The following is a 26,077-nucleotide window of genomic DNA, read 5'->3' as shown; positions in this document are numbered from 1 at the left end:
CCACCCCGCGGCAACGAGGAACGTGATGGATCCGGTCTATCTGCTGGTGGCGGTCGGCGCGATCGTCGCGGGTTTCGTACAGGGGCTGGCCGGGTTCGCCTTCGGGATGGTGGCGATGTCCTTCTGGGCGTGGGGATTGGACCCGCGTCTGGCTGCGGCGCTGTCAGTATTCGGTGCGCTCACCGGCCAGCTGCTGGCGGTGTTCACCGTGCGGCGCGGCTTCAACCTGCGCCTGCTGCTGCCGTTCGTGCTGGGCGGCTTGGCCGGCATTCCGCTGGGCGTGCTGGTGCTGCCGCAGTTGGACATGGCCTGGTTCAAGGCGCTGCTGGGTGGTTTTCTGGCGGTCTGGTGCCCGGTGATGCTGATGGTGCGCCGGCTGCCGCCGATCACGGTCGGTGGGCGCATCGGCGACGCGGTGGCCGGCATGGCCGGCGGCGTGCTCAGTGGCATCGGCGGGTTCGCCGGGCCGGTACCGACGCTGTGGAGCACGCTGCGCGGCTTCGGCAAGGATGAGCAGCGCGCGGTCATCCAGAACTTCAACCTGGCCATGCTGGCGGTGACCATGGCCACCTACGTGGGTAATGGCATGGTCACCCGGCAGATGCTGCCGTACTTCGCCATCGTGGCCCCGGCCATGCTGGTGCCGACCCTGCTCGGTGCGCGCCTGTACATCGGCATCAGCGAGGCGCGCTTCCGGCAGATCGTGCTGGGCCTGCTGACCGCGTCCGGCATCGCCCTGCTGTGCTCGGCGCTGCCGGTGTTGCTGTCGCGCTGAGGCTCAGGCCGGGCGGAACATGCGGAAGCGCTGTTCGGCGCTGACCCGGAAGTAATCGGCCGGGCCGCCACCGCGCAGGATCGGGTCGGCAGCGGCGGTGTCATAGATGCCATCGACCAGCAGCCGCGCATCGATATGCACCGCCACCACCTCGCCCAGCACCAGCCAGCCGTTGGTGTCCTGGCCGGCGGCATCGCGCAGGCGCACGATCTGCGTGCAACGGCATTCCATGCTGACCGGGCTCTGCGCCACGCGCGGCGGGCGCACCTGGGTGGATGCCAGCGGCGCCAGTCCCGCCAGGCTGAACTCATCGACCTCCGGCGCGACCGCGCGGCAGCTTTCGTTCATCGCCTCGGCCAGGTCGAAGGTGGCCAGGTTCCAGACGAATTCGCCGGTGGCCTCGATGTTGTGCAGCGAGTCTTTGCGGCCCTGGCTGGAGAAGCCGATGATCGGCGGGGTGTAGTTGAAGGCGTTGAAGAAGCTGTACGGCGCCAGGTTCAGGGTGCCCTCGGCATCGCAGCTGGAGATCCAGCCGATCGGGCGCGGGCCGATGATGGCGTTGAACGGATCGTGCGGCAGGCGGTGGCCGTCGGCCGGGCGGTAGCTGTGGAAGGTGTCGGACATGGGGTGGGGGTTCCGTAGAGTCGAGCTTGCTCGACTGGATTGGAGGCAGTCGAGCAAGCTCGACTCTACCGCGTGAGACCCACGAAAAAGCCGCGACCCTTGCGGATCGCGGCGTGTCGTTTACAGCCTGATTGGACTCAGCGCTGCTGGATCTTCGACAGCAGGCGCAGGAATTCCACGTACAGCCAGACCAGGGTCACCATCAGGCCGAATGCGCCATACCACTCCATGTACTTCGGCGCGCGCTGGGCCACGCCGGTCTCGATGAAGTCGAAATCCAGCACCAGGTTCAGCGCGGCCACCACCACCACGAACAGGCTGAAGGCGATGCCCAGCAGGCTGGCGTCATGGATCATCGGCACGTTGATGTTGAAGAAGCCCAGCACGAACGAGGCCAGGTAGAGCAGAGCGATGCCACCGGTGGCGGCGACCACGCCCAGCTTGAAGTTCTCGGTGACCTTGATCAGGCCGCTGCGGTAGGCGAACAGCAGGGCGAACAGGGTACCGAAGGTCAGCAGCACGGCCTGGAACACGATGCCCGGGAACTTCATGTTGAACAGGGCCGAGATGGCGCCCAGGAACAGGCCTTCCACCAGCGCGTACATCGGCGCGGTGACCGGCGACCATTCCTTCTTGAAGACGGTCACCAGTGCCAGTACCAGGCCGCCGATCGCGCCGCCCATGGCGTACAGCTTGGCGCCGGCCATCACCTGGCCGTAGTCGTTGATCGACTGGTTCCAGGCGAAGGCGGCGGTCAGCACGGTCAGCAGCAGCAGGATGCCGGTCTTGTTGACGGTGCCGTTGAGGGTCATCGCCTGGTCGGGGTGGGTCACCACCGAGCCGCTGGCCAGATCGAGGAAAGTCGACTCGGAAAGAGCCGGGTTGCCGCTGCGCATGCGAGATCTCCGTGCGAAAGGGGTGGTTACGGCCATCCGGCCGATTGCCGCGAGCATAGCCCATGGCCGGGTAAGGTGGCGTAGCGGTGGCACGTGGCCGGGCCGGCCGCGTTGACAGGCTGGACCGCGCTTGTTCACAATGACCAGCTCCCCGGGCCTCTGCCCGAGGGGATTGCAACACCGGGGTATAGCGCAGTCTGGTAGCGCGCCTGCTTTGGGAGCAGGATGTCGGGGGTTCGAATCCCTCTACCCCGACCAATCCCACTACGTCGGATTGGACGCCGTTCCGGTTCGGGCGCCCGTAGCTCAACTGGATAGAGCACCGGCCTTCTAAGCCGGCGGTTACAGGTTCGATTCCTGTCGGGCGCGCCATTGCAGGGAAGCTTTCCTGACTTCCGGCGCATGGCCCACTTCATGTCCGCCCGTTACAGTCATTGCTCGGACAAGGCCGTCCGGGGCAGCGCGTTGTCCGCATTTCGTGCCCCATCAAAGGAGTGAGACGCATGACGAAACAGGCAGCCCGGGACAACGACCTCGCCGCGGAAGTGCAGCGCCTGCGCAGCAGCCAGCGGCGGCTTTCGCTGTACTGCGGCGGCGTCACCCTGCTGGCGGTGGCCGGCCTGCTGATGGGGGCCAGCGCCCATCGCGATGCCTCGTTCGATGTCATCGATGCGCAGCGCATCAACATCCGCGAACCTGACGGCACCCTGCGCCTGGTCGTGTCCAATCGCACGCGTTTCCCCGGTGGCTTCATGAAGGGCGAGGAGATCACCGCGCACAAGCGGCCCATGGCCGGGATGCTGTTCCTCAATGACGAGGGCACCGAGAACGGTGGCCTGATCTTCAACGGTGCGCTGGGCAAGGACGGGCGCCCGGACAGCGGGATGAGCCTCACCTTTGATCGTTACCAGCAGGACCAGCAGCTGCAGTTGCTGGGTCTGGACGGTCCGGAGGGCAGTTACGCGGGGTTGATGTTCAACGACGTGGCCGATGGCCTGAAGCGCCCGATTTTTTCGGCCGATGACGAGCGCCTGGCCAAGGCGGGCGAGGCGGCGATCACCCGTCGCGTCTTCCTCGGCAAGTCCGGTTCGCGCAACGCGATGCTGCAGTTGCTGGATGCAAAGGGGAATCCGCGCCTGCAGTTGCAGGTCACGCCGAAGGGCGAGGCGACGCTGGCGTTCCTGGATGAAGCAGGCGAAACGACCCGGGTCATCTCGGCCAGCGATCCCTGAGTGGCGGGTGCCGTCGGCCCCTGGCAGGCCCCTGCACATCAATGTGAAGAAGTGCTTGCAATTCCCGCGCGACTCCCGGAAAATGCCGGACTCGCTTCGGGGGACGGAACTTCTGCTTCCGCCCACTCAAGGCAACGTATCAGGCTTCAGCGCCAGCCGCATCGGTGATGAAGCAAAGTTTCAGTGGTGGCTGTAGCTCAGTTGGTTAGAGTACCGGATTGTGATTCCGGTGGTCGGGGGTTCGAATCCCCTCAGCCACCCCACTGTTTCAACCGCATCGGCAACGCCGACACGGTATTGCAATAAACAGAATGCACGCTACAATGTGCGTCTGAGTTTCACGGGCTGTTAGCTCAGTTGGTAGAGCAGTTGACTCTTAATCAATAGGTCCAAGGTTCGAATCCTTGACAGCCCACCAAGACGGAAGCCACCTGGTATGCCAGGTGGCTTTTTTCTTCAGATAGTGCGGTACCCGGAGCAGTGCGGACGTCAACGATGTTGAACGAAGCGCTTGCATCCCCCAGGCGGATGGGGTCATAATTCGCGCCCCGATTTCGGGCTGTTAGCTCAGTTGGTAGAGCAGTTGACTCTTAATCAATAGGTCCAAGGTTCGAATCCTTGACAGCCCACCAGATGAAAGCCACTTGGTTCGCCAAGTGGCTTTTTTCTTGCCTGTGATCAGGTGATCGGCTGCCGGCGCGCATCCACGCATGGCGTGGATCTACTGAAGCGATGCTTAAAACTGGGTTACATGCGTCATCAGTGTTTTCAATGCTGTGCACTGCATCTCACCGATCGCACTTCGCATCATTCCCAATGAATGTTCCGCGCCAGTGGCGCATGCAGGTGGAGTGAGTGTTGATGATTGCAATGAAACGGAATGCAGGGCTGATCGTGTCTGGCGCGCTGCTGCTCGCGCTGGTGGGCTGCACGGCGGGCGAGCCGCCTGCGACTGCTGAAAATCACGCGCAGACGGTGGAGCGTGATGCCGACACGGCAAGTGTGGCGGCACAGCCGGCAGTGCCATCGGAAAAAGACGGCGCAACGCCCGAGGCGGTCGAGGTCACCCGCGCAGCGGACGGTTCCTCGGCCGAGCTGCGTAAAGCCGATCCTGCAGCGACGCCGTCCTCGCCTGCGCCGGCCCAGCCAGCGCACTAATCCCGCCGGGCCCGTGGTGGCTCAGGCCATCCGGGCCCGGATCGGTGCCGCACGCAGTCGCGGCAGGCGGCGTCCCGTTTCGTAGGCCAGCAGCGGCAGCGCCCAGCTCAGCACCAGCAGGCTGGGCACCATCACCAGCGGCGATGCCAGCTGCATCAACGCCGGTGCCAGCAGGAACAGGCGGAAAACCGCCGGCGACAGGGTCACCAGGTAGCTGCGCAGCATCCAGCGCCGATGGGCGTCGATGTCGCCGCGGCGGATCGTGCGGTAGCCGCGCAATGACGTGATCAGCCAGGCAAGGCCGGTGGCAGCAAACGCGAGCTTCAGTGCCAGCCAGCCCTGGGTCGTGATGAGCAGCCCGACCACGGCGGCACTGCCCAGCAGGATGCCCAGCAGGTAGGTGCGCCCCAGCCAGCGGTGCAGGGCGGGCCAGCGCCGGCGCAACGCCGCCACGAACTGGCTGGCCCCCGCCAGCATGGCCAGGCTGCCGCCGGTGATGTGCAGCCACAGCCAGCTGCGCCGGTCCCAGAACATGCCGTAGGCCTCGGGCGTCACCTGCACATAGCGCTGCGCGGTGGCCCACAGGAAGTGCCCGGCCACGGCCAGGCCCAGAAGCCAGAAGGTGGCCTTCCACCAGGCGTTCCAGGTGCGCGGGGAGGGCGGGGCAGTGCTGATGTGCTCCATCGGGATGTCCGGCCAGGGCAATCCGGCGAGTCTGCGCGAAACACGGGGTAATTCGCATTCAGCTTTGTCACGCCTTTCGCTTTCCAGTCCCGCCTGCGACAATGAACCCCTGTGCCGGCCACGCGAAAGTGGCGGAATTGGTAGACGCCCTGGATTTAGGTTCCAGTGTCGCAAGGCGTGGGGGTTCGAGTCCCCCCTTTCGCACCAGTGCCGGCCTGTCCCCGCCCTGATCGGGCTCCCTGCGGCCCCTTGACCGCCACGCGCTGGCAGTGCAGGCCGAATTGGGCGAAACTAAAGGGCTGCGGCAAGCAGGCGCGTCCCAGACGTCGTGTCCTTACAACCGTTTCATCCCAATCATCGAGCCGGGGGCGTGGGCCACCGGTGGCAGGAGTCAACATGCAAGCTTCGATCGAAACCATCGGCAACCTGGAACGCCGCCTGAGCTTCTCGCTGCCGGAAGACCGTCTGCAGAGCCACATCAACGGCCGCCTGGGCGAAATCGCCCGTACCACCCGCATCAAGGGCTTCCGTCCGGGCAAGGTGCCGGCCAAGGTGATCGAGCAGCGCTTCGGCGCGCAGGTCCGTGGCGAGGCGCTGGACGGCCTGCTGCGCGAAACCTTCGATGCCGCCGTGCGCGAGCACGACCTGCGCATCGTCGGCAGCCCGCGCATCGACAAGGGCGAGGAAGGTGAATTTTCCTTCGTGGCCACCGTCGAAGTGGTGCCGGACTTCGGTGACATCGACGTCAGCAAGCTGACCGTGGTGCGCCACACCGCTGAAATCAGCGACGCCGACATCGACCAGATGATCGAGAACCTGCAGAACCAGCGTCGTACCTGGGCCCCGGTCACCCGTGGCGCGCAGGACGGCGACCTGGTCGCACTGGAAACCTGGTCGCAGGCCGGCGAAGAGCGCCTGCCGGCCGAAGGCACCGAGAAGGGTTCGATCGTGCTCGGCCAGGGCATGATGTTCGAAACCATCGAGAAGGGCCTGGTCGGCCTGGCCAAGGGCGAAGAAAAGACCCTGGACGTCGAGTTCCCGGCTGACTGGCGCGTGCCGGTGCTGGCGGGCAAGACCGTGCAGGTCACCGTCAAGGTCGTCGAGCTGTCCGAGCCGGTCGTGCCGGCCGTCGATGAAGCCTTCATCAAGAGCTTCGGCGTGAAGGGCGGCGACGTCGAGCAGTTCCGCAGCGACATCCGCGCCAACCTGGAGCGCGAGCTGAAGGGCGCCCTGATGAACCGCCTGCGCCGCGAAGTGGGCGAGCAGCTGATCGCCGCTTACGCGTCGGTGGAAATGCCGCCGCGCCTGGTCGAGAACGAAGCCCGCGCCATGCTGGCCCAGCAGGTCGAGCAGGCCCGCCGCAACGGCCAGAACGTCGGTGACGTCCCGGCCGATGCCCACGAAGGCTTCAAGGATGCCGCCGCCAAGCGCGTGCTGGTCGGCCTGGTGGTGGGCGAAGTGGCCCGCACCAACGACCTGCGCCTGGAGCCCAAGCGCCTGAATGAAACGATGCGTCTGATCGCTTCGACCTACGAAGAGCCGGAGCAGGTCATTGAGATGTACCGCAACGACCCCCAGCTGATGTCTGGCCTGCAGAACCGCGTGATGGAAGAGCAGGTGATCGACTGGATCGCCGAGCGTGCCCAGCACACCGAAGAAAAGCTGTCGTTCCAGGACGCGATCCGCCAGTAATACGGCGCGGATCTCCCCATACCCCGCGCCTGCCCTGGCGCGGGGGTGTTTCCCCCAAGACAGGTACCTCACGAAATGGACAACCGGACCAAAGCCCTGAACATGGTTCCCATGGTGGTCGAGCAGACCAGCCGCGGCGAGCGTGCCTACGACATCTATTCGCGCCTGTTGAAGGAGCGCCTGATCTTCCTCGTGGGCCCGATCGATGATCACATGGCCAACGTGGTGGTGGCGCAGCTGCTGTTCCTGGAAGCGGAAAACCCGGAAAAGGACATCAGCATCTACATCAACTCGCCGGGTGGCGTGGTCACCGCCGGCATGGCGATCTACGACACCATGCAGTACATCAAGCCGGACGTGAGCACCATCTGCGTCGGCCAGGCCGCCTCGATGGGCGCCCTGCTGCTGGCTTCGGGTGCTGCCGGCAAGCGTTATGCGCTGCCGAACTCGCGCGTGATGATCCACCAGCCGCTGGGCGGCTTCCAGGGCCAGGCCACGGACATCGACATCCATGCCCGTGAAATCCTGACCCTGCGTTCGCGCCTGAACGAAGTGCTGGCCAAGCACACCGGCCAGTCGCTGGAGACGATCGCCCGCGACACCGAGCGCGACAACTTCAAGAGCGCGGTCGACTCGGTGGCCTACGGCCTGGTCGACCAGGTGCTGGAGCGTCGTCCGGAAGAGTCGATCCAGGCCGGTTGATCGGCCTTCACGGGGCCAGGGAGGCCCCGTTCCTGCAGGGTCGGACCGGGACTGGTGTCCCTCCGGCCCTGTGCTATTCTCGAATCGAACCCCCGTTCAGCGGGTGGGGTAACTGGGTAAGCGAAGCATGAGCGAAGACCGCCAAGGTCGTTCCACGGACACCGGCAAGATCCTCTACTGCTCTTTCTGCGGAAAGAGCCAGCATGAAGTGCGCAAGCTGATTGCCGGTCCGAGCGTGTTCATCTGCGATGAGTGCGTGGAGCTGTGCAACGACATCATCCGTGAAGAACTCGAGGAAAAGGCGCAGTCGGCGCGCAGTTCGCTGCCCAAGCCGCGCGAGATCCTCGAGGTGCTCGACCAGTACGTGATTGGCCAGAACCGGGCCAAGCGCACCCTGGCCGTGGCTGTCTACAACCACTACAAGCGCATCGAGAGCCGGCAGAAGAACGATGAGGTCGAACTGGCCAAGTCGAACATCCTGCTGGTCGGCCCGACCGGTTCGGGCAAGACGCTGCTGGCCGAAACCCTGGCCCGCCTGCTCAACGTGCCGTTCACCATGGCCGACGCCACCACGCTGACCGAAGCCGGTTACGTGGGCGAGGACGTGGAGAACATCATCCAGAAGCTGCTGCAGAAGTGCGACTACGACGTCGAGAAGGCGCAGCAGGGCATCGTCTACATCGATGAAATCGACAAGATCTCGCGCAAGAGCGAGAACCCGTCGATCACCCGCGATGTGTCCGGCGAAGGCGTGCAGCAGGCCCTGCTGAAGCTGATCGAAGGCACCGTGGCCAGCGTTCCGCCGCAGGGCGGCCGCAAGCACCCGCAGCAGGAATTCCTGCAGGTGGACACCAAGAACATCCTGTTCATCTGTGGCGGTGCGTTTGCCGGCCTGGACAAGGTGATCCAGCAGCGTTCCAACGACGCCGGCGGCATCGGCTTCGGTGCCAAGGTCAAGAGCGCCGAGCGCAAGGTGGAAGTGGGCAAGGTGCTGGCCGAAGTCGAGCCGGAAGACCTTATCAAGTTCGGCCTGATCCCCGAGTTCGTCGGCCGCCTGCCGGTGGTGGCGACCCTGGAGGAGCTGGACGAGCCGGCCCTGATCAAGATCCTGACCGAGCCGAAGAACGCCATCACCAAGCAGTTCAAGAAGCTGTTCGAGATGGAGAACGTCGAGCTGGAGTTCCGTCCGGACGCGCTGTCGGCCATCGCCAGGAAGGCGCTCAAGCGCAAGACCGGCGCCCGTGGCCTGCGCACCATCGTCGAATCGGTCCTGCTGGACACCATGTACGACCTTCCTTCGCAGGAAAACGTCAGCAAGGTGGTCGTGGATGAATCGGTGATCGAGCACAAGTCCGAGCCGTACCTGATCTACCAGACCCCGGCGGCCCCTGAACAGAAGGCCGCAGGCGCCGAGTGATCCTTTCAAATCCTTGATTTGAAAGGAGTTTAAACGAACGCCTTGCATCTGAAAGCCGATGGCCCCATAACGGGGCCATCGGCTTTTTTTGTCTCCGGAAGATGCCCTCCCGGAGGCGGTTTTCCCCTTCCCTGGAGCCCCCATGGCCCGTTCCCCAAGTGAAACCCTCGACCTGCCGGTCCTGCCGCTGCGCGACGTAGTGGTGTTCCCGCACATGGTCATCCCGCTGTTCGTCGGCCGTGACAAGTCCATGCACGCGCTCGAACAGGCAATGGAGGCAGACAAGCGCATCCTGCTGCTGGCGCAGAAGTCGGCCGAGACCGATGACCCGCATGCGGCCGACCTCTACCAGGTCGGTACGCTGGCGCAGGTGCTGCAGCTGCTGAAGCTGCCCGACGGCACCATCAAGGTGCTGGTCGAAGGCCTGTCGCGCGTGCAGGTCACCCAGGTCGACGAGCGTGATGGCTCGCTGCACGGCCAGGCCGTGGAGATCGACGCGGCCGACCCGCGCGAACCGCGCGAAATCGAGGCCATCGCCCGCTCGCTGATGTCGCTGTTCGAGCAGTACGTCAAGACCAACCGCAAGCTGCCGCCGGAGCTGCTGCAGACCCTGGCCGGCATCGATGAGCCGGCACGCCTGGCCGACACCATCGCCGCGCACATCAGCGTGCGCCTGGCCGACAAGCAGCGTCTGCTGGAAACGCTGGCCGTGGGCGAGCGCCTGGAGATGCTGGTGGGCCTGGTCGACGGCGAGATCGACGTGCAGCAGATGGAAAAGCGCATCCGCGGCCGCGTGAAGTCGCAGATGGAAAAGAGCCAGCGCGAGTACTACCTCAACGAACAGATGAAGGCCATCCAGAAAGAACTGGGTGACCTCGACGACGCGCCGGGCGAGCTGGAAGAACTGGCCCGCAAGATCGCCGAAGCCGGCATGCCCAAGCCGGTGGAAACCAAGGCACGCAACGAGCTGAACAAGCTCAAGCAGATGTCGCCGATGTCGGCCGAAGCTGCCGTCGTGCGCAACTACCTGGAGTGGCTGCTGGGCGTGCCGTGGAGGAAGCGCACCAAGGTGCGCAAGGACCTGAAGGCCGCGCAGGACACCCTGGACGCCGATCACTACGGCCTGGACAAGGTCAAGGACCGCATCCTGGAATACCTGGCGGTGCAGTCGCGCGTGAAGCAGATGAAGGGCCCGATCCTGTGCCTGGTCGGCCCGCCGGGCGTGGGCAAGACCTCGCTGGGCCAGTCCATCGCCAAGGCCACCAACCGCAAGTTCGTGCGCATGTCGCTGGGCGGCGTGCGCGACGAGGCCGAGATCCGTGGCCACCGCCGTACCTACGTCGGTTCGATGCCGGGCCGCATCGTGCAGAACCTCAACAAGGTCGGCAGCAAGAACGCACTGTTCGTGCTCGATGAGATCGACAAGATGTCGATGGACTTCCGTGGCGATCCGTCCTCGGCGTTGCTGGAAGTGCTCGACCCCGAGCAGAACAACGCGTTCAACGACCACTACCTGGAAGTGGATCTGGACCTGTCCGAAGTGATGTTCGTGGCGACCTCCAACTCGCTCAACATTCCGGGCCCGCTGCTGGACCGCATGGAAGTGATCCGCATCCCCGGCTACACCGAGGATGAGAAGCTCAACATCGCCACCCGTTACCTGTCGCCGAAGCAGATCAAGGCCAATGGCCTGAAGCCGGAGGAACTGGAAATCGGCAGCGATGCCATCCAGGACATCGTGCGCTACTACACGCGCGAATCCGGCGTGCGCAACCTGGAACGCGAGATCGCCAAGATCTGCCGCAAGGTGGTGAAGGAAATCGCCCTGGCCGGCCCGCAGCCGGTGAAGGCGAAGAAGGGCGCGAAGAAGTCCAAGGCCCTGGTCAGCGTCACCAGCAAGAACCTGGACAAGTACCTGGGCGTGCGCCGCTTCGATTTCGGCCGCGCCGAAGAAGCCAACGAGATCGGCCTGGTCACCGGCCTGGCCTGGACCGAGGTGGGCGGCGACCTGCTGCAGATCGAATCGACCCTGGTGCCGGGCAAGGGCCAGCTGATCCTGACCGGCCAGCTCGGCAACGTGATGAAGGAATCGGCGTCGGCAGCGCTGTCGGTGGTGCGTTCGCGCGCTGTCGGCTTCGGTATCGATGCGGATTTCCTGCAGAAGCACGACGTGCACGTGCACGTGCCCGATGGCGCCACGCCGAAGGACGGCCCCAGTGCCGGTGCGGCGATGGTCACCTCGCTGGTGTCGATGCTGAGCAAGGTGCCGGTGCGTGCCGACGTGGCGATGACCGGCGAGATCACCCTGCGCGGTCGCGTCACCGCCATCGGTGGCCTGAAGGAAAAGCTGCTGGCGGCACTGCGTGGCGGTATCCGCACGGTCATCATCCCCGAGGAGAACCGCAAGGACCTGGCCGACATTCCGGCCAACGTCACCCGCGATCTGCAGATCGTGCCGGTGAAGTACATCGAGGAAGTGCTGGACCTGGCGCTGGAGCGTCCGTTGGCACCGAAGAAGGCGCGCAAGAGTGCGCAGCGCGTCACGGTGCGCAGCAAGGCCAAACCGAGTGGAAACGCGCGCGTCAAGCATTGACGCGCGCTGTCGAAATGCCTGAAACCCGCGTCGTTGCTGGCTTTCCACCTTGCGTGGGGGTAGGGGCGCTGGTATAAAAGCAGCACCCGCGAATGAGTGATCGCAGTCTGGTGATCACTGAATTCGGCGAACAGTTTCCACATGGCGGCCGTGCGCGCATCGCGTGCGGTTGCTTCCCTGTCGAATAAGCGGAACCCACCGCCAAAGGAGTTGTAGAGAATGAACAAGACCGAATTGATCGATGCCGTTGCTGAAGCCGCCGACCTGACCAAGGCCGAGTCCAGCCGCGCTGTCGATGCCGTCGTTGCTGCCGTCACCAAGGCGCTGAAGGACGGCGATGCGGTCACCCTGGTTGGCTTCGGTACCTTCCAGGTCCGCGACCGTGCTGCCCGCACCGGCCGCAACCCGAAGACCGGCGACACCATCAAGATCGCTGCTTCGAAGAATCCGTCGTTCAAGGCTGGTAAGGCCCTGAAGGATGCTGTAAACTAAGCGGCTCGCTGGGGTGCTTAGCTCAGCGGTAGAGCGTCTCCTTTACACGGAGAGGGTCGGGGGTTCGAAACCCTCAGCACCCACCACAGCACCGCAGTAAAAGTTAAGTGTGGAGCGGTAGTTCAGCTGGTTAGAATGCTGGCCTGTCACGCCGGAGGTCGCGGGTTCGAGTCCCGTCCGCTCCGCCACTTTGACGCGAGGCCCCCGGGCAACTGGGGGCTTTGTTTTCTTCAAGGGTTCGCCCTGCGGGAAAACAGCAACACAACTGGAGCGGTAGTTCAGCTGGTTAGAATGCTGGCCTGTCACGCCGGAGGTCGCGGGTTCGAGTCCCGTCCGCTCCGCCAGTTTCAAAGGCTTCCGGGCAACCGGGCGCCTTGTTTCAACCGGCCTCGGCCGGAAGAAACAGAAAGGTTTGCAGCAAACGTGGAGCGGTAGTTCAGCTGGTTAGAATGCTGGCCTGTCACGCCGGAGGTCGCGGGTTCGAGTCCCGTCCGCTCCGCCAAGTTGCAAGCAGGGGTATCTGGAAGTGCTGTGGAGCGGTAGTTCAGCTGGTTAGAATGCTGGCCTGTCACGCCGGAGGTCGCGGGTTCGAGTCCCGTCCGCTCCGCCATCCCGGATCCCAAAAAGTTCTGCCCATGTGGAGCGGTAGTTCAGCTGGTTAGAATGCTGGCCTGTCACGCCGGAGGTCGCGGGTTCGAGTCCCGTCCGCTCCGCCAGCAGAGTTTGAAGTGTCAACGAAGATGCCCGTCGGTCCTGGACCTGCGGGCATTTTGCTTTTTCGGGGTCGATCTACGCCGGGCGTGGCCCGGCGCTACCGCTCGAGCGATGCGACGCGGTCGAGCACCGCTTCCACCGCCAGATGCCGCTGCACCGATGCCTGCAGGGCCGCCAGCCCCGGGAACGCATCGGCCTGCAACGCGCGCGCGAACAGCGCCGGCAGCTGGTCCAGATCACGCAGCCACAACCCCGCGCCTGCGGCCTGCAGGCGTGCGGCGTGGTCGAACTGGTCGTAATCCAGCGGAAATACCAGCGACGGCACGCCCGCGCGCAGCGCGTGGTACATCACGCCGGCGCCACCGTGGTGCAGCACCCGGTCATAGCGGTGCAGGTGGCGCGCGTAATCGACGAAGGGCAGCCGGTGCAGGTTCGGCAGCGGCTGCGGTGCGCTGCGCGTTTCATCTGCGTGCCCATCACTGACGTGGATCTGCCACTGCGGATGCAGCGCCGCCAGCGTCGCCGCCGCCTCGGCCAGGCGCGGTTTGATCCAGTCCTGGTGGGTGCCGGCGGTGACCAGCAGATGCCGCGCATCCTGCACGAACGGCGGCGGCGCATGGGTGCCGGGTGGGGTGTGCAGCATCGGCCCGATGAACTGCAGCGCCCGTGGCCAGGTGCGGGGGAATTCCAGTTCCGGCACGCCCAGCGCGAGGATGCAGTCATCTGAATAGACCCGCTCGCTGCCATCGGCGCGATAGATCGACGGCACCCCCAGCCGCTGCATGGCCGAGCGCTGCCACGCGTGTACGCCGCGCTTGAACACGCGGGTCAGCTGCCGGCCGCAGGCGTGCTGCAGCGCCTGCCAACCCGTGCGCGCCGGGCTGAGGCCGCCCAGGTACGGCGGCGGACCGTCACTGCAGTCCAGCACGCAGGGCGAGGGCAGGCTGGTCCACCAGCGGATGCCGAGCTCGGCTGCCAGCAGGCCTGCCGGTGGCAGGGTGAAATCAACAATGACCAGGTCCGGGCGTGCGTGCTGCCAGCGCTGCTGCAGCGCCTGTCGCATTTGTTCCATCAGGCGCAGCGCCTGGGTCAGCTGGGCGTGCAGCCGCAACGGGTTGGCCTTGACCGGCGTGGGCGGGTTGGCGATCTGCCACAGCGCCGCTTCCTGGTCCGCCGACAGCAACACGCCACCGTTGAGTCCGCTGGCGGAGATCGCGGCCTGCGCGCCGGGCGTACTCAGCACCGTCACCTCATGCTGCGGCTGCAGTTGGCGGGCGATGGCGAGGATCGGATGCAGGTGGCCGCTGTAGGGCGGGGCGAGCAGTTCGATCTTCATGCCGGTTCCTTCTGCAGGCGCGCAGCAAGTTCGCGGGCGATGGCGAGCACCGCTGGCTGCTGCAGGTAGTCCATGTGGCCGCTGTCGATCCACTGCCGCGCGCCGCGCCAGCCCAGCCGCGAGACCCAGTCCTGCCGCCCGACCAGCACCTGCAGCTGCGCCACCCGCGGTGCACGGCGCGCCACCGGCCCGTAGGCCAGCACGCTGCAGCGCTGCGACAGGGCCGGCGGCAGCTCCAGGTTGGCCAGCACCTCCAGCCCGCAGCTGCCGGCCAGCAGCAGGGTGTGCGGTGCGGCCTGCAGCAGCTGGGCCAGCGCGGGGCCGTGGGCCGCTGCGAAGCCTGGGTGGCGCGAGCGCAGGTAATGGCGGGTGTTGTGCCAGCTGGCGGCCAGCAGTGTGGCCGGCTGGTGATCGGGCGTGGCGGCGTCGTAAGGAAAATTGCAGGGGTGCAGCACCCGCCCCGGGGCCAGCAGGGCCTGGCCGAAGGCGCGCTGCTGCGGGCTGAGCGCGCAGCGCGCCGGATCGCTCTGCCCGGTCAGGAAGGCCAGCTGCAGCGGCGTGCGGGTGCCCGGCATCGACTCAACCCCCCTGGAAATCATCGTTGGCTCGCACCTGGTACAGCCGGGTGCGCCAGCGGATGCGGCGCACGCAGGCCGCATGCAGCAGGTGCAGCGGCTGCAGCAGTTCGGCCAGCAGCGAGGCCAGCGGGCGATGCCGGGCGCGCCCACCGGCGCGGCGCTGCAGCTGCCGCAGCAGGCAGGTGCGCAGCAGCACGACCAGCGCGGCCACGAGGGCCGGCAGTCCGATCGGCGGCACTGCGGCCAGTATCAGCAGCGCCCACAGCAGCAGCGGCGGAAGACCATGCAGTACGCCGATCAGCAGGCGCAGGCGTGGTGATTCATCGCGCAGCAGCAGCACGGCGAACAGCATCCAGCGGTGCATCTGCTGGCGATAGCGCTGCAGGGTGGGCACATGCGTCTGCACCTCCACCGGCGCGGTGGACTGGAACAGGCGCGCACCCTGCCGGCGCAGCGCGCGGGCCAGCGCCAGGTCATCGGCCAGCATCCGCAGCAACGGGGTGAATCCGCCCAGCGCGCGCAGTCGCTCGCTGCGCAGCGCGTAGCACATGCCGTTGATCGACAGCGGTGCCAGCCACGGCAGCAGGCCGAGGTAGGTCAGCACGGCATTGTTGTTGACGAACTGCGCCATCAAGCGCGCACCGGCGGCGCCGTCATCGCGGTAGCACGGCAGGGCGGTGACCAGATCGGCGTCGGCCGCGTCCAGTTCATCGACCAGCTGCGCCAGCGCCGCCGCTGACAGGCGCGCGTCGTCGTCCAGCACCAGCAGCACCGGCTCGCGCACCTGCGGCAGCACGGCATCCAGCTTGAAGGTCTTCGGGTTGGTGCCCTCCGGCGCGGCCGGGCAGCGCAGGCAGGTGATGTGGTGGCCGGGATGCGCCGCGCACAGCGCGGCGGCGGTGGCCAGCCCGATGCTGTCGGCGTCGTCCAGCAGCCAATGGAAATGTGCGCCGGGCAGCACCCGCAGGTTGTGCTGCAGCACCTGCGCCAGCAGCGGGTCGCCGCCGAGGATGGGCTGCAGGATGGCCACGCCACTGCCGTCGTACCCGGCGGGTGCCTGCGGCCGGGGCGGGCGCTGGCCCAGGATGCGCAGCGCGCCGGCTGCCTTCAGGCCCATCAGCAGCAGGTACAGGGCCGCCAGCACCAGGCTGGCCAGCGGTACCCCGTTCAGGCTCAGGCCGCCCATTGCGCACGCTGCTCGTCGATGAAACGTTCGATACCGTCTTCCATCGACACCCGTGGCGGCCCGAGGTCGGCCAGCATGCGCTGCGGATTGAAGGTCTTTGAATAGGCGAAGGCGGCCACCCCGAAGCGGGTGATCGGCGGCTCGCTGCGCAGGCGCAGGGCGCGCCAGCCGGCTTCGACCACGCTGGCGGCACGCAGCGCCAGGGCGGTCGGTACGCGGCGGTGCGGCGGTGGCAGCTGCAGGGCGGCCAGCAACCGCTGCAGCAGGGCATGCAGGTCCACCGGCTGCGCGCTGGTCAGGTTGTAGGCCGGGCCCAGCCGCGGCGCCTGGGCAGCGCGCAGCAGGTACTCCACCAGGGTGTCGATGTGGATCAGGTCCATCTGCGGTGGACCGCCGGGGCTGACCAGCAGCGGCACGCCGCCGCGACGCGCGGCCGCCAGCAGGCGCGGCAGCAGCACCGTATCGCCGGGGCCGAACACGGCGCGCGGGCGCAGGATGCACGACGGGCCGTCGTAGCCGGCCAGCAGGCGTTCGGCGGCGGCCTTGCTGCGCGCGTATTCATTCAGGAAGGCGGGGCCGATCGGGCTGTCTTCGTCCAGATCGTACTGGTGCGCCTCGCGGTAGAACACGGCGGTGCTGGACACCAGCAGCAGGCGCGGATGGCCGGCGCGGCGGCAGAAGTCGATCACCTGCGCGGTGGTGTCCACGTTCTGCTGCCGGAACTGCGCGGGGCTGCCCCAGGGGCTGACCCGCGCGGCGGCATGGACCACCACGTCGGGCCGGAACGGCAGCTCGAACGGCTGCGACAGGTCCAGCGCGGCGTAGTGGGGCAGGGGCAGCGGCCGGCGGGCGACACCCAGCGCCTCCACCCCGGGCACGTCGGCGAGGCGGCGCAGCAGGGCGCCCCCCACGAAGCCGGAGGCGCCGGTGACCAGGATGCGCATGGACGTATTCCTCCTTGTGCCTGTGACGCGCCGCAGCCGGGACAGGACGCCCACATGACCGCCCAGTATGCGCCGGCTGCTGCGCGTGCGGCCATCGCAGGCGCGGCGTGGACAGCGCGCATGGGGCGCAGATCCTTGCCCTGCCTGCCTCCGCGCCGTTTTTGGTGCGGGCCGCGAAGCGGGTTACACTGCCGGGCTCGCCAATCAGGCCATGTGATTCCTCACCATGCTGCAGAAACTCCGCGACAAGACCTCAGGCTGGATCGTCACCGTGATCCTGGGGCTGCTGATGATTCCGTTCCTGTTCGTGATCGACAACAGCTACCTCGGTGGTGTCGGCGCACAGAACGTGGCCAAGGTTTCGGCACCGCCGACCTGGTGGCGCTCGGCGCCGTCGTGGTGGCCGGTGCGCATGCTGTGGCAGCACCACGAGATCAGCGCGCAGGATTTCCGTACCCGCTTCGAGCAGGAGCGCATGCGTGAGCGCCAGCAGCAGGGCGAGAACTTCGACCCGCGCGCGTTCGAGAGCACCGAGAGCAAGCTGGCCGTGCTCGACCAGCTGATCGACGAGCAGGTCGTGCGCCTGGTGGGCGAACAGGCCGGCGTGGTTGTCGGCGATGGTGCCGTGCGCGATTACATCCTGACCATCCCGGCCTTCCTCGGCAGCGATGGCAAGTTCAATGAAAACAACTACCGGCTGGCGCTGGGCGGTGGCAATCCGCCGCGTACCCCGGCGCAGTTCCAGGAAGAAGTGCGTGCCAGCCTGCAGCAGTCGGTGATCCCGGCCGGCCTGCAGAACTCCGGCTTCGTCACCCAGGCCGAGACCGAGCGCCTGCTGAAGCTGCTGGGCGAAACCCGTGACGTCGAGCTGGTCGCGCTGCCGGAAGTGCCGGCCGATACCGCGCCGGTCACCGATGCGCAGATCAAGCAGTGGTACGACAGCCACGGCAAGGATTTCCGCCAGGCCGAGTCGGTCACGCTGGAATACGTCGAGCTCAATGGTGCCAACCTGCCGGCGCCGGTGCCGGCTGATGAGGCGACCCTGCGCAAGCGCTACGAGGAAGAGAAGGCGAAGTTCGCGACCCCGGAACAGCGCCAGGCCTCGCACATCCTGATCACCGGCGACGGTGCCGAAGCCAAGGCCGCCAAGCTGGCGACCGAAGCCAAGGCGGCCGGTGCCGACTTCGCCGCGCTGGCCAAGGCCAACTCGGAAGATCCGGGTTCCAAGGACCAGGGCGGTGACCTGGGCTGGGTCGAGCGTGGCGCGATGGTCAAGCCGTTCGAAGACGCGCTGTTCGCTGCCAAGGCGGGTGACGTGATCGGCCCGGTCAAGACCGACTTCGGCTACCACATCATCAAGGTCGCGGCCGTGCGCGGTGGCGAAGGCAAGTCGTTCGAGGAAGTGCGCGACACGCTGGCCGCCGAACAGCTGAAGGCTGACGGCGAGCGTGGCTTCAACGATCTGGCCGGCCGCCTGGTCGACGCCATCAACAAGAGCCCGAGCGACCTGGTCGCCGCAGCCAAGTCGGTGGACCTGCCGGTGCAGACCCTGGGTCCGATCACCCGTGTCACCGCCAGCGGCATTGCTGCTGACCCGGCGGTGCTGCGTTCGGCCTTCTCCGACGTGATGGTGCAGGACGGTACGTCCAGCGATCCGATCGCCCTGGGCGGCAGCACCAACCACAGTGTCGTGATCCGCGTGGCCGCGCACACCCCGGAACAGGCGCTGCCGCTGGACAAGGCCCGCGAGCAGGTCATCGCCGCGATCCGTGCCGACCGCCAGCGCCAGGCCAGCGACAAGGCCGCGGATGCCCTGCTGGCCAAGCTGAAGGGCGGTGCCAGCCTGCAGTCGCTGGTGGCCAGCGACAAGCTGCAGGTCAGCCCGATGCCGGGCCTGCCGCGCAGCCAGCCGGTGCCGACCCCGGAAATCAACCGCGCCATCTTCGGTGCGCCGGTGCCGGCCGAAGGCAAGCCGAGCTACGGCAAGGTTGACGTCAACGGTCACGCACTGGTCTTCGTGGTGAACAAGGTCACCCCGGGCAACATCAAGGAAGTGACGCCGGAACAGCAGAAGCAGCTGAAGGACCAGCTGAGCCAGATCGACGGCATGGCTGCGGCCAAGGCCTACATCGATGCGATGCGCAAGAAGTTCCTGGTGCAGACCACCGAAGCGAACCTGTAAGCCACACGGCGAGCAGGACGAAAAAGGCCCGGCAATGCCGGGCCTTTTTTGTTGGCGCGTCCGCTGTATGTAGAGTCGAGCTTGCTCGACTGTTTTTGTAGAGTCGAGCCATGCTCGACTGGGCATCCAAGAGCAGTCGAGCTACAAAGAGCGATGGAGCCGTCGAGCATGGCTCGACTCTACAAAGAGCGATGGAGCAGTCGAGCAAGCTCGACTCTACAAGTGCAGAAGATCGGTCGAGCAGGCTCGACCTCTACAGAGAGCGGAGTGCCGCGGTCAGTCTTCGATGCGCAGCACGGCGCCCGGCTTCAGTACGGCGCTGCCGCTCAGGCCGTTCAACGACAGCAGCGCCTTGACCGGCATGCCGTAGCGGCGGGCGATGGTCCACGCCGATTCGCCGTTGCGCACGGTGTGGCGACGGCTGCGCGGGCGGTCAGCGGCGCTGGCCACGACCTTGGCGACCTGCGGGGCCGGCTGCAGGCTTGCAGTGGCGGTGGCCGCGCCCGCGGCGGTGGCCACCGAGGCAATATCGGACACCGGCGCGGAGGCCGCGGCGACCGGGGCCAGCACGCGGGTGGTGCCCGACGGGCGGCCGCTGCCGGCCAGGGCCGGGTTCAGGCGGGCGATGCGTGCCGGGTCCAACGCGCGCTGCGCGGCCCACTGCTGCACGCTGGTGCCGGCCGGCAGGGTGTGGTCCTTCAGCACCGGCACCGTGCGGTCCAGCGAGGCCATCACGCTGGGCTTGTCTTCCACGTCTTCCAGCACGCAGGCCAGGGCATGCAGCTTCTCGACGTAGGCATGGGTGACCGGCGACAGTCCGGGCAGGGCGGCCGGCTTGGCGTTCTGGGCGTTCATCCCCGCCTTGCGCATCGACTGCAGCACGCGGTACTCGCCGGCGTTGTAGGCCATGGTCGCCAGGCGCCAATCGCCGCCGAACATGCCGTGCAGGGTCTTCAGGTAGCGCACCGCGGCCTGGGTGGAATCGACCGCCGAGAGGCGGCCGTCGTAGCCGTTGGCCATCGGCACGCGGTGGTTGCGCGCGGTGGTGGCGATGAACTGCCACAGGCCGGTGGGGCCGCTGCCGTTGCGGGCGTTGGGGCGGTAGCCGCTCTCCACGAACGGGATGAGCGCAAATTCGGTGGGCAGGCTGGCCTTGCGCAGTTCTTCGACCACATAGCCGAACAGCACCAGCGCATCGTCATCCTGGTTGGCCAGGCGCGAGGGGGCGTGGGCAAACTGCTTCTGCCAGCGCGGGCTGGTTGCGTCAGCGTCACAGGTCGGCTCGGCCAGGCCCTCGCGGAAGCTGGCGAAGATCTCCTGGCCGTTGCGGACCGACGCGGCCGGCAGCAGGGCCGGGTCCATCGGCACGGCCGACGCGGCGGTCAGGTTCTGGCTGATGCCGGCGCCCAGCGACTGCGCGCCCGCGTTTCCGGCCAGCCCCAGGACAAGGCCCAGGGCCAGCGGCAGACTTCGGCGCATCATGCGCGGAAGCCGTCTTTCCAGTGCCGGAGACCGGCCATGACATCGACGTCGTCAACGACATCGCGCCCCAGGTGCGCCGACACCGCCGCGCGGATCGGCGCGGTGTGCACACGCAGGAACGGATTGCAGTCCAGTTCGTTGGCCAGGGTTACCGGCAGGGTGGAACGGTCATCGCGGCGCATGGCCAAAGCCTCCTCTTGGCGCTGCCACAGGGCAGCGTTGGCGGGGTCGACATGCCGCGCGAAGACGGCATTTGACACGGTGTACTCATGGGCGCAACAAAGCAGCAGTTGCACGGGCAAGGTACCCAGCTTGCGCATCGACGCCAGCAGCTGGGACGGCGTACCTTCGAACAGGCGTCCACAGCCCAGGCTGAACAACGCATCTCCGCTGAAAAGATGTTCAGCAGTGTGAAACGCGATGTGGCTGCGGGTATGCCCGGGCACGGATAGTACGTGGAACATCCGGCCTAGTGCCTGAACGCGTTCACCTTCGCCCACCCGCTCGGTGGCAGTCGGGATCCGCTCCTCGACCGGAGCGATGACCCGCGCGCTGGGAAAACGCGCCTGCAGCGCGGGTACGCCGCCGATGTGGTCGTCGTGGTGGTGGGTCAGCAGGATGGTGTCCACGCGCAGGCCTTGGTCGGCCAGGGCCAGCACGGGCGCGGCATCGCCGGGGTCGACGACCACGGCGGCGCCATCGTCGGCGATCAGCATCCAGATGTAGTTATCCGCAAATGCGGGCAGGGCAGTCAGTCGCATAGAATTGGACCATGCCCCTGCTGCAGAGCCACCGTCAAGCGAGCCTGGTGCCGTGGTTCGACAGCGAGCCGGCGGCGGCCCTGCGCGTGCTCGAGCGTCAGCTGCTGCTGCCGCGGCTGGCCACCCTGCCGTCCCAGCCCTGGCTGTGGATCGCCCCCACGGCATCCTGGCTGGAGGATGCGCAGCTGGGCGGCCGCGGCCTGCGCCTGTACCGCGACGGCGCCGGCTATGCCGGTGATACCCGCTGCGCGCTGCCGCTGCCGCTGGCCAACGAGAGCGTCAACGCCATCGTGCTGCAGCACGTGACCGCCGCCGATGCCGATTACCTGCTGGATGAGTGCTCGCGCGTGCTGATGCCCGGCGGCCAGCTGTGGCTGAGCAGCCTCAACCCGTTCAGCCCGTACCGCACCCGCTGGCGCCAGCATGGGCTGGTGGTGCGCACGCCGCAGCGGCTGCGCCTGCTGCTGGCCCGCCATGGGCTGGAATGCGATGACACCCGCTACCTGGGCCCGCTGTGGCAGGGGGCTGGCAGCCGCCGTCGCGCGGGCTGGGCGCCGCTGCGCGCGGCCTGCCTGTTCCATGCCGAAAAACGTACGCTGGCCCTGCCCGGGCCGACCCCGCTGCCGGTGCGCTGGCACGGCACCGTTGCTACCTGATCTGGAGTTGTATTGAAAACCATTGAAATCCACACCGACGGTTCCTGCCTCGGCAATCCCGGCCCCGGTGGCTGGGCCGCTCTGCTGCGCTACAAGGGCCACGAGCGCGAACTGAGCGGCGGCGAAGCGCACACCACCAACAACCGGATGGAGCTGATGGCAGCCATTTCCGGGCTGGAGACGCTGACCGAGCCGTGCGACATCGTGCTCTACACCGATTCGCAGTATGTGCGGCAGGGCCTGACCCAGTGGATGCCGGGCTGGATCCGCAAGAACTGGAAGACGGCCGGCGGCGACCCGGTGAAGAACCGCGAGCTGTGGGAGCGCCTGCATGCGGCCACGCTGCGGCACCAGATCGACTGGCGCTGGGTGAAGGGCCACTCCGGCGACCCGGACAATGAGCGGGTCGACACCCTGGCGCGTAATGCCGCGATCCAGATCCGCGACGGCAGCCCGGTAAACTGAGCCCATGCGTCAGATCATCCTCGATACCGAAACCACCGGCCTGGAATGGAAGAAGGGCAACCGCATCGTTGAAATCGGCTGCGTGGAGCTGTTCAAGCGCCGCCCGACCAACAACAACTACCACCAGTACATCAGGCCCGACGTCGACTTCGAGCAGGGCGCGCAGGAAGTCACCGGCCTGAGCCTGGATTTCCTGGCCGACAAGCCCGAGTTCGCGCAGATCGCCGATGAGTTCCTGGCGTTCATCGATGGCGCCGAGCTGATCATCCACAACGCGGCGTTCGACCTGGGCTTCCTGGATTACGAGCTGTCCCTGCTGGGGCCGCAGTACGGCAAGATCACCGACCGCTGCACGGTGATCGATACCCTGGCGATGGCGCGCGAGCGCTTCCCCGGCCAGCGCAATTCGCTGGACGCCCTGTGCCGGCGCCTGGGCGTGGACAACTCGCACCGTGCGCTGCACGGCGGCCTGCTCGATGCGCAGATCCTGGGCGATGTCTACATCGCGCTGACCTCGGGGCAGGAAGAGATCGGCTTCGGCCTGGAAGACGACAGCGGGGCCGACGGTGCCGCGCTGCTGGCCTTCGATACCAGCGCGCTGCTGCCGCGCCCGCGCGTGGTGGCCACGGCATCGGAGCTGGAGGCGCACACCGCGCGCCTGGAACGCCTGCGCAAGAAGGCCGGCCACGCCTTGTGGGATGGCCCGAAGGTGGAAGAGGCCGCAAGCGCGTAAGTAGTGGTAGTGCCGGCCGCTGGCCGGCATCCACGGCGCGTCATCCACGCATGGCGTGGATCTACTGTAGCAACTGTCTTGTTAGGCGGAGGCCATCTGGGCCTCCGCGTCCCGCTTGCGGGCGTTGAGGATCACCAGCATCTTGCGCATCACCGCGACCAGGGCCACCTTGCCTGGCTTGCCTTGGTTGACGAGGGATTCAAAGAATTCCTTGAGCCGGGGCTCATAGCGTTTGGCGGTCAGCGCTGCCATGTAGAGCGCTTCGCGTACAACGGCACGGCCACCGGTGATACTCCGTCGTCCTTTCCAGGTGCCGCTTTCGCGGCTCATGGGGGCAACCCCTACCAACGCCGAGATGGCTTTCCCACTGAGCCTTCCCAGCTCCGGCAGCTCGCAGGCCAGGGTTGCCATCAGCACCGGGCCAGCGCCTTTGAGCTTGGCAAAATCACGCCATCCATCCTGCTCGGCCAAGAGCGCTGCGATGATGGAATCGAGCTGCTTGATGCTCCTCTGGATCTCGCGCAGATGCTGATTCAGCATGGAAATCAGGCTGGGTTCGCTGAACGCGCGCATGCGCTGATGCTCGCTCACCCGCATCTGCACCAGATGGCGCCGACGCTGGCAGAGCTCACCCAGACGGCGCTGCCAGGCCGCTGGCGGGACGTAGCGGGTCAGCTTGAGAGCGTCGGCCATGTGAGCCAAAACCATGGCGTCAATGCGATCGGTCTTGGCCTGCTTCCCGGTGGCTGAGGCGAAGCTGCGGCCACGGCCTGGGTTGATCCGCACCATCGGCAAGCCAGCTCCGTGCAAGGCGTCCAGCGCCTTCTGTTCATAGCCGCCGCTGGCCTCCAGCACGACCTGCTTGGCTGGCCACTGCTGCAGCCACCTGATCAGACTGGCCCAGCCCCGCTTGTTGTTCTTGAACTGACGGAAGGCCTGTTCATGGACGGCTACATCCAGATTCTCACCGCTGACGTCGATTCCGATCCCAAACATGAGGCAACTCCGCTAGGCTGACAGGGTCGAGAGCTCCCCCCGCTTGCCCAGTCTTATCAGTACGAGTGCCAGCTCGATCAACTGTTCGGGCGGATCAGGGAGAAACCGGCGCGGAGATCCTTGCTACAGAGCGATCGAAAAGACCTAGAGCCGAACGGTCGTCCGCGCCGGGCTCTCGGCACCTAAGGTGCCAGACTCGGAAGAGATAAGAGCCGAGCCCATGCTCGGCTCCAGGATCAGTGGCAGCGCACCAGGATGACGGTGATGTTGTCCGACCCGCCGCCGTCCAATGCCGAGGCGACCAGGCTGTCCACGCATTCCTGGGCGCTGGCGTCGTCGTAGGCCAGGGTACGGGCGATGTCGCGGTCGTCGACGTCTTCGGTCAGGCCGTCGCTGCACAGCAGCAGCTGCATGCCCGGGCGCAGTTCGCCGCTGGTGGTGGCCACGTTCAGATGGTTCGGGTCGGTCACGCCCAGGGCCTGGGTGACCACGTTGCGGTGCGGGTGGGCGCGCGCCTGTTCGGCGGTCAGGTTGCCCTGCGCCACCAGTTCCTGCACCACGCTGTGGTCCTGGCTGAGCTGGGCCAGCTGGCCGTCGCGCCACAGGTAGGCGCGGCTGTCGCCCACCCAGGCCACTTCATAGCGGTTGCCCTGCACGCGCGCGGCGACCACGGTGGTGCCCATCGGCAGGGTGTCGTTGCGCCGCCGCGACGCGCGGATGATCTCTTCATCGGCGGTGCGGATGGCGTGCGCCAGCGGCGCGCCGCGGCGGATCTCGCGGACGATGGTCTCGCGTGCCAGGGCGCTGGCCACCTCACCGCAGGCGTGCCCGCCCATGCCGTCGGCCACCAGCCACAGGGCCAGCTCGCTGTCACCGTAATAGGTGTCCTCGTTGAGCTCGCGGCGCAGGCCAGGGTGGGTGAGGTGTCCGAATTCAATCATGGTGGTTGCTGGGCGGGGTCATGCCGGGGAGAACGGCATCATCACGGCCAAGCGGACATCCGGCAAGGCGTTCAGTCAGAAAATTTTCACATGATGGGCCGCAATGGCTTGTGGTCTGCCGCGCTTCCTCGTATGATGCGCGTCCCCGGTTCGCCGGGGAACACCTGGAGAGGTGGCAGAGCGGTTGAATGTACCTGACTCGAAATCAGGCAGGCGTTTATAGCGCCTCGGGGGTTCGAATCCCCCCCTCTCCGCCAGATTAAAAAAAACGGGCTGCCTCAGGGCAGCCCGTTTTTTTTGATCTGGCGCGGGACAGTCCTCCGGCAGGTCAGTAGATCCACGCCGTGCGTGGATGCCGTTCGCACACTGCGGGTTACCATGTGCCATTACCTGCTGGAGCGCTGCCATGACCGCTGAAATCCTTGTGCCTGTTTCCTTCGGCGAGCTGCTGGACAAGATCTCGATCCTGCAGATCAAGTCCGAGCGCATCAGCGATGAAGGCAAGCTGGCCAACGTGCGCCGCGAACTGTCCGCGCTGGATACCACCTGGATGGGCCACCCGGCCGCGGTGAAGGACATCGCCAAGCTGCGTGCCGATCTGAAGGCGGTCAACGAGCAGCTGTGGGACATCGAGGACGAGGTCCGCCTGAAGGAAAAGGCGCAGGCCTTCGACCAGGCGTTCGTCGACCTGGCCCGCAGCGTCTACCTGCGCAACGACGAGCGCGCGCGCATCAAGAAGGCGATCAACCTGGCGCTGGGCTCGGCGTACGTGGAAGAGAAGTCCTACAAGTAACCCCACGCCCTGCGTGGAGGGTGCGGGCCATGGGCGGCCCGCACC

The 26,077-nt window shown here is 66.5% G+C and carries 24 protein-coding genes and 13 tRNA genes; 26 read left to right on the top strand and 11 right to left on the bottom strand.

Annotation, left to right across the window (positions count from 1 at the left end):
- Nucleotides 1-25 precede the first annotated feature (25 nt).
- Nucleotides 26-775 (top strand): sulfite exporter TauE/SafE family protein, encoded by a 750-nt coding sequence (locus tag C1926_RS03775; RefSeq protein WP_108758296.1) that lies wholly within the window; start codon nt 26-28, stop codon nt 773-775.
- Between the two features lie 3 nt (nt 776-778).
- On the opposite strand, the gene C1926_RS03770 is transcribed toward C1926_RS03775, so the two are convergent.
- Nucleotides 779-1,399: a flavin reductase family protein gene (locus C1926_RS03770; RefSeq protein WP_108758295.1), complete on the bottom strand. Its 621-nt coding sequence runs from the start codon at nt 1,397-1,399 to the stop codon at nt 779-781.
- A gap of 137 nt (nt 1,400-1,536) precedes the next feature.
- Nucleotides 1,537-2,295 carry a Bax inhibitor-1/YccA family protein gene (locus C1926_RS03765; protein ID WP_108758294.1) on the bottom strand — a complete coding sequence of 253 codons (759 nt, stop codon included), beginning with the start codon at nt 2,293-2,295 and terminating at the stop codon, nt 1,537-1,539.
- A 181-nt stretch (nt 2,296-2,476) separates the two neighbouring features.
- Here C1926_RS03765 and C1926_RS03760 point away from each other — a divergent pair.
- The 7 genes from C1926_RS03760 (at nt 2,477) to C1926_RS21410 (ending at nt 4,685) form a co-directional block, all read left to right on the top strand.
- Nucleotides 2,477-2,553, top strand: a tRNA-Pro gene (locus C1926_RS03760).
- A gap of 37 nt (nt 2,554-2,590) precedes the next feature.
- A tRNA-Arg gene (locus C1926_RS03755) sits at nt 2,591-2,667 on the top strand.
- 131 nt (nt 2,668-2,798) lie between these two features.
- Complete coding sequence (locus C1926_RS03750; protein WP_108758293.1) at nt 2,799-3,527, top strand: hypothetical protein; 729 nt, start codon at nt 2,799-2,801, stop codon at nt 3,525-3,527.
- Nucleotides 3,528-3,713: 186 nt separating this feature from the next.
- Nucleotides 3,714-3,790 (top strand) — tRNA-His (locus tag C1926_RS03745).
- 79 nt (nt 3,791-3,869) lie between these two features.
- A tRNA-Lys gene (locus tag C1926_RS03740) sits at nt 3,870-3,945 on the top strand.
- Nucleotides 3,946-4,083: 138 nt separating this feature from the next.
- Nucleotides 4,084-4,159: transfer RNA gene (locus tag C1926_RS03735), tRNA-Lys, on the top strand.
- Between the two features lie 229 nt (nt 4,160-4,388).
- Entirely contained in the window at nt 4,389-4,685 is a 297-nt protein-coding gene (locus C1926_RS21410) for a hypothetical protein (RefSeq protein WP_216822042.1), read from the top strand.
- 21 nt (nt 4,686-4,706) lie between these two features.
- On the opposite strand, the gene C1926_RS03730 is transcribed toward C1926_RS21410, so the two are convergent.
- Nucleotides 4,707-5,369 (bottom strand): DUF2306 domain-containing protein, encoded by a 663-nt coding sequence (locus C1926_RS03730; RefSeq protein ID WP_108758292.1) that lies wholly within the window; start codon nt 5,367-5,369, stop codon nt 4,707-4,709.
- 122 nt (nt 5,370-5,491) lie between these two features.
- Between C1926_RS03730 and C1926_RS03725 the strand changes: the two genes are divergently transcribed.
- The 12 genes from C1926_RS03725 to C1926_RS03670 all read left to right on the top strand — a co-directional run bounded on the left by C1926_RS03725 (nt 5,492) and on the right by C1926_RS03670 (nt 12,981).
- Nucleotides 5,492-5,576: transfer RNA gene (locus tag C1926_RS03725), tRNA-Leu, on the top strand.
- Nucleotides 5,577-5,765: 189 nt separating this feature from the next.
- The gene (gene tig, locus C1926_RS03720; protein ID WP_108758291.1) at nt 5,766-7,061 is read left to right on the top strand and encodes a trigger factor; all 1,296 of its coding nucleotides are present in this window, start codon (nt 5,766-5,768) and stop codon (nt 7,059-7,061) included.
- A 75-nt stretch (nt 7,062-7,136) separates the two neighbouring features.
- Entirely contained in the window at nt 7,137-7,763 is a 627-nt protein-coding gene (clpP, locus tag C1926_RS03715) for an ATP-dependent Clp endopeptidase proteolytic subunit ClpP (RefSeq protein WP_079220811.1), read from the top strand.
- Between the two features lie 127 nt (nt 7,764-7,890).
- Nucleotides 7,891-9,180 (top strand): ATP-dependent Clp protease ATP-binding subunit ClpX, encoded by a 1,290-nt coding sequence (clpX, locus tag C1926_RS03710; protein WP_108758290.1) that lies wholly within the window; start codon nt 7,891-7,893, stop codon nt 9,178-9,180.
- Between the two features lie 142 nt (nt 9,181-9,322).
- Nucleotides 9,323-11,773 (top strand): endopeptidase La, encoded by a 2,451-nt coding sequence (gene lon / locus C1926_RS03705; RefSeq protein ID WP_108758289.1) that lies wholly within the window; start codon nt 9,323-9,325, stop codon nt 11,771-11,773.
- 219 nt (nt 11,774-11,992) lie between these two features.
- Nucleotides 11,993-12,265, top strand: a complete 273-nt coding sequence (locus tag C1926_RS03700; RefSeq protein WP_004146343.1) for an HU family DNA-binding protein — start codon at nt 11,993-11,995, stop codon at nt 12,263-12,265.
- Nucleotides 12,266-12,276: 11 nt separating this feature from the next.
- Nucleotides 12,277-12,351, top strand: a tRNA-Val gene (locus C1926_RS03695).
- Nucleotides 12,352-12,376: 25 nt separating this feature from the next.
- Nucleotides 12,377-12,453 (top strand) — tRNA-Asp (locus C1926_RS03690).
- Nucleotides 12,454-12,532: 79 nt separating this feature from the next.
- Nucleotides 12,533-12,609 (top strand) — tRNA-Asp (locus C1926_RS03685).
- A gap of 81 nt (nt 12,610-12,690) precedes the next feature.
- Nucleotides 12,691-12,767: transfer RNA gene (locus C1926_RS03680), tRNA-Asp, on the top strand.
- Nucleotides 12,768-12,798: 31 nt separating this feature from the next.
- A tRNA-Asp gene (locus C1926_RS03675) sits at nt 12,799-12,875 on the top strand.
- A 29-nt stretch (nt 12,876-12,904) separates the two neighbouring features.
- Nucleotides 12,905-12,981, top strand: a tRNA-Asp gene (locus C1926_RS03670).
- 95 nt (nt 12,982-13,076) lie between these two features.
- Here C1926_RS03670 and C1926_RS03665 read toward each other — a convergent pair.
- From C1926_RS03665 to C1926_RS03650, 4 genes are read right to left on the bottom strand one after another with little or no spacing between them, the layout of a single operon-like run.
- Nucleotides 13,077-14,315: a nucleotide disphospho-sugar-binding domain-containing protein gene (locus C1926_RS03665; RefSeq protein ID WP_108758288.1), complete on the bottom strand. Its 1,239-nt coding sequence runs from the start codon at nt 14,313-14,315 to the stop codon at nt 13,077-13,079.
- On the bottom strand, nt 14,312-14,890 hold the full coding sequence (locus tag C1926_RS03660) for a hypothetical protein (protein ID WP_108758287.1): 579 nt from the start codon (nt 14,888-14,890) through the stop codon (nt 14,312-14,314). Before C1926_RS03660 ends, C1926_RS03665 begins: the two co-directional genes overlap by 4 nt.
- Nucleotides 14,891-14,894: 4 nt before the next feature.
- Nucleotides 14,895-16,079 carry a glycosyltransferase gene (locus C1926_RS03655; RefSeq protein WP_108758286.1) on the bottom strand — a complete coding sequence of 395 codons (1,185 nt, stop codon included), beginning with the start codon at nt 16,077-16,079 and terminating at the stop codon, nt 14,895-14,897.
- Complete coding sequence (locus C1926_RS03650; protein WP_108758285.1) at nt 16,067-17,023, bottom strand: NAD(P)-dependent oxidoreductase; 957 nt, start codon at nt 17,021-17,023, stop codon at nt 16,067-16,069. Before C1926_RS03650 ends, C1926_RS03655 begins: the two co-directional genes overlap by 13 nt.
- 226 nt (nt 17,024-17,249) lie before the next feature.
- Here C1926_RS03650 and C1926_RS03645 point away from each other — a divergent pair, with 226 nt between their 5' ends.
- The gene (locus C1926_RS03645) at nt 17,250-19,205 is read left to right on the top strand and encodes a peptidyl-prolyl cis-trans isomerase (RefSeq protein ID WP_108758284.1); all 1,956 of its coding nucleotides are present in this window, start codon (nt 17,250-17,252) and stop codon (nt 19,203-19,205) included.
- A gap of 276 nt (nt 19,206-19,481) precedes the next feature.
- On the opposite strand, the gene C1926_RS03640 is transcribed toward C1926_RS03645, so the two are convergent.
- Both C1926_RS03640 and gloB read right to left on the bottom strand, forming a co-directional pair.
- Complete coding sequence (locus C1926_RS03640; protein ID WP_108758283.1) at nt 19,482-20,687, bottom strand: lytic transglycosylase domain-containing protein; 1,206 nt, start codon at nt 20,685-20,687, stop codon at nt 19,482-19,484.
- Nucleotides 20,684-21,448: a hydroxyacylglutathione hydrolase gene (gene gloB, locus C1926_RS03635; protein ID WP_108758282.1), complete on the bottom strand. Its 765-nt coding sequence runs from the start codon at nt 21,446-21,448 to the stop codon at nt 20,684-20,686. Before gloB ends, C1926_RS03640 begins: the two co-directional genes overlap by 4 nt.
- 11 nt (nt 21,449-21,459) lie before the next feature.
- Here gloB and C1926_RS03630 point away from each other — a divergent pair, with 11 nt between their 5' ends.
- Genes C1926_RS03630 through dnaQ form a run of 3 tightly spaced genes read left to right on the top strand, consistent with a single transcriptional unit; the run spans nt 21,460 to nt 23,302 of the window.
- Nucleotides 21,460-22,104 carry a class I SAM-dependent methyltransferase gene (locus C1926_RS03630; protein ID WP_079220821.1) on the top strand — a complete coding sequence of 215 codons (645 nt, stop codon included), beginning with the start codon at nt 21,460-21,462 and terminating at the stop codon, nt 22,102-22,104.
- 12 nt (nt 22,105-22,116) lie between these two features.
- A complete protein-coding gene (rnhA, locus tag C1926_RS03625; RefSeq protein ID WP_079220822.1) occupies nt 22,117-22,569 on the top strand; it encodes a ribonuclease HI in 453 nt (150 codons plus the stop codon).
- A 4-nt stretch (nt 22,570-22,573) separates the two neighbouring features.
- Entirely contained in the window at nt 22,574-23,302 is a 729-nt protein-coding gene (dnaQ, locus tag C1926_RS03620) for a DNA polymerase III subunit epsilon (RefSeq protein WP_108758281.1), read from the top strand.
- A gap of 81 nt (nt 23,303-23,383) precedes the next feature.
- On the opposite strand, the gene C1926_RS03615 is transcribed toward dnaQ, so the two are convergent.
- Together C1926_RS03615 and C1926_RS03610 are read right to left on the bottom strand one after the other, a co-directional pair.
- The gene (locus C1926_RS03615) at nt 23,384-24,298 is read right to left on the bottom strand and encodes a transposase (RefSeq protein ID WP_108758280.1); all 915 of its coding nucleotides are present in this window, start codon (nt 24,296-24,298) and stop codon (nt 23,384-23,386) included.
- A 236-nt stretch (nt 24,299-24,534) separates the two neighbouring features.
- Nucleotides 24,535-25,239, bottom strand: coding sequence for a protein phosphatase 2C domain-containing protein (locus C1926_RS03610; RefSeq protein WP_079220824.1), 705 nt, complete (start codon nt 25,237-25,239; stop codon nt 24,535-24,537).
- Nucleotides 25,240-25,405: 166 nt separating this feature from the next.
- Between C1926_RS03610 and C1926_RS03605 the strand changes: the two genes are divergently transcribed.
- Nucleotides 25,406-25,496 (top strand) — tRNA-Ser (locus C1926_RS03605).
- Nucleotides 25,497-25,645: 149 nt separating this feature from the next.
- On the top strand, nt 25,646-26,032 hold the full coding sequence (locus C1926_RS03600) for a DUF6165 family protein (protein WP_079220825.1): 387 nt from the start codon (nt 25,646-25,648) through the stop codon (nt 26,030-26,032).
- Nucleotides 26,033-26,077 lie beyond the last annotated feature (45 nt).

The organism is Stenotrophomonas sp. ZAC14A_NAIMI4_1 (assembly GCF_003086915.1).
Taxonomy (GTDB): domain Bacteria; phylum Pseudomonadota; class Gammaproteobacteria; order Xanthomonadales; family Xanthomonadaceae; genus Stenotrophomonas.
This window is presented reverse-complemented; position numbering and strand designations above follow the sequence as displayed.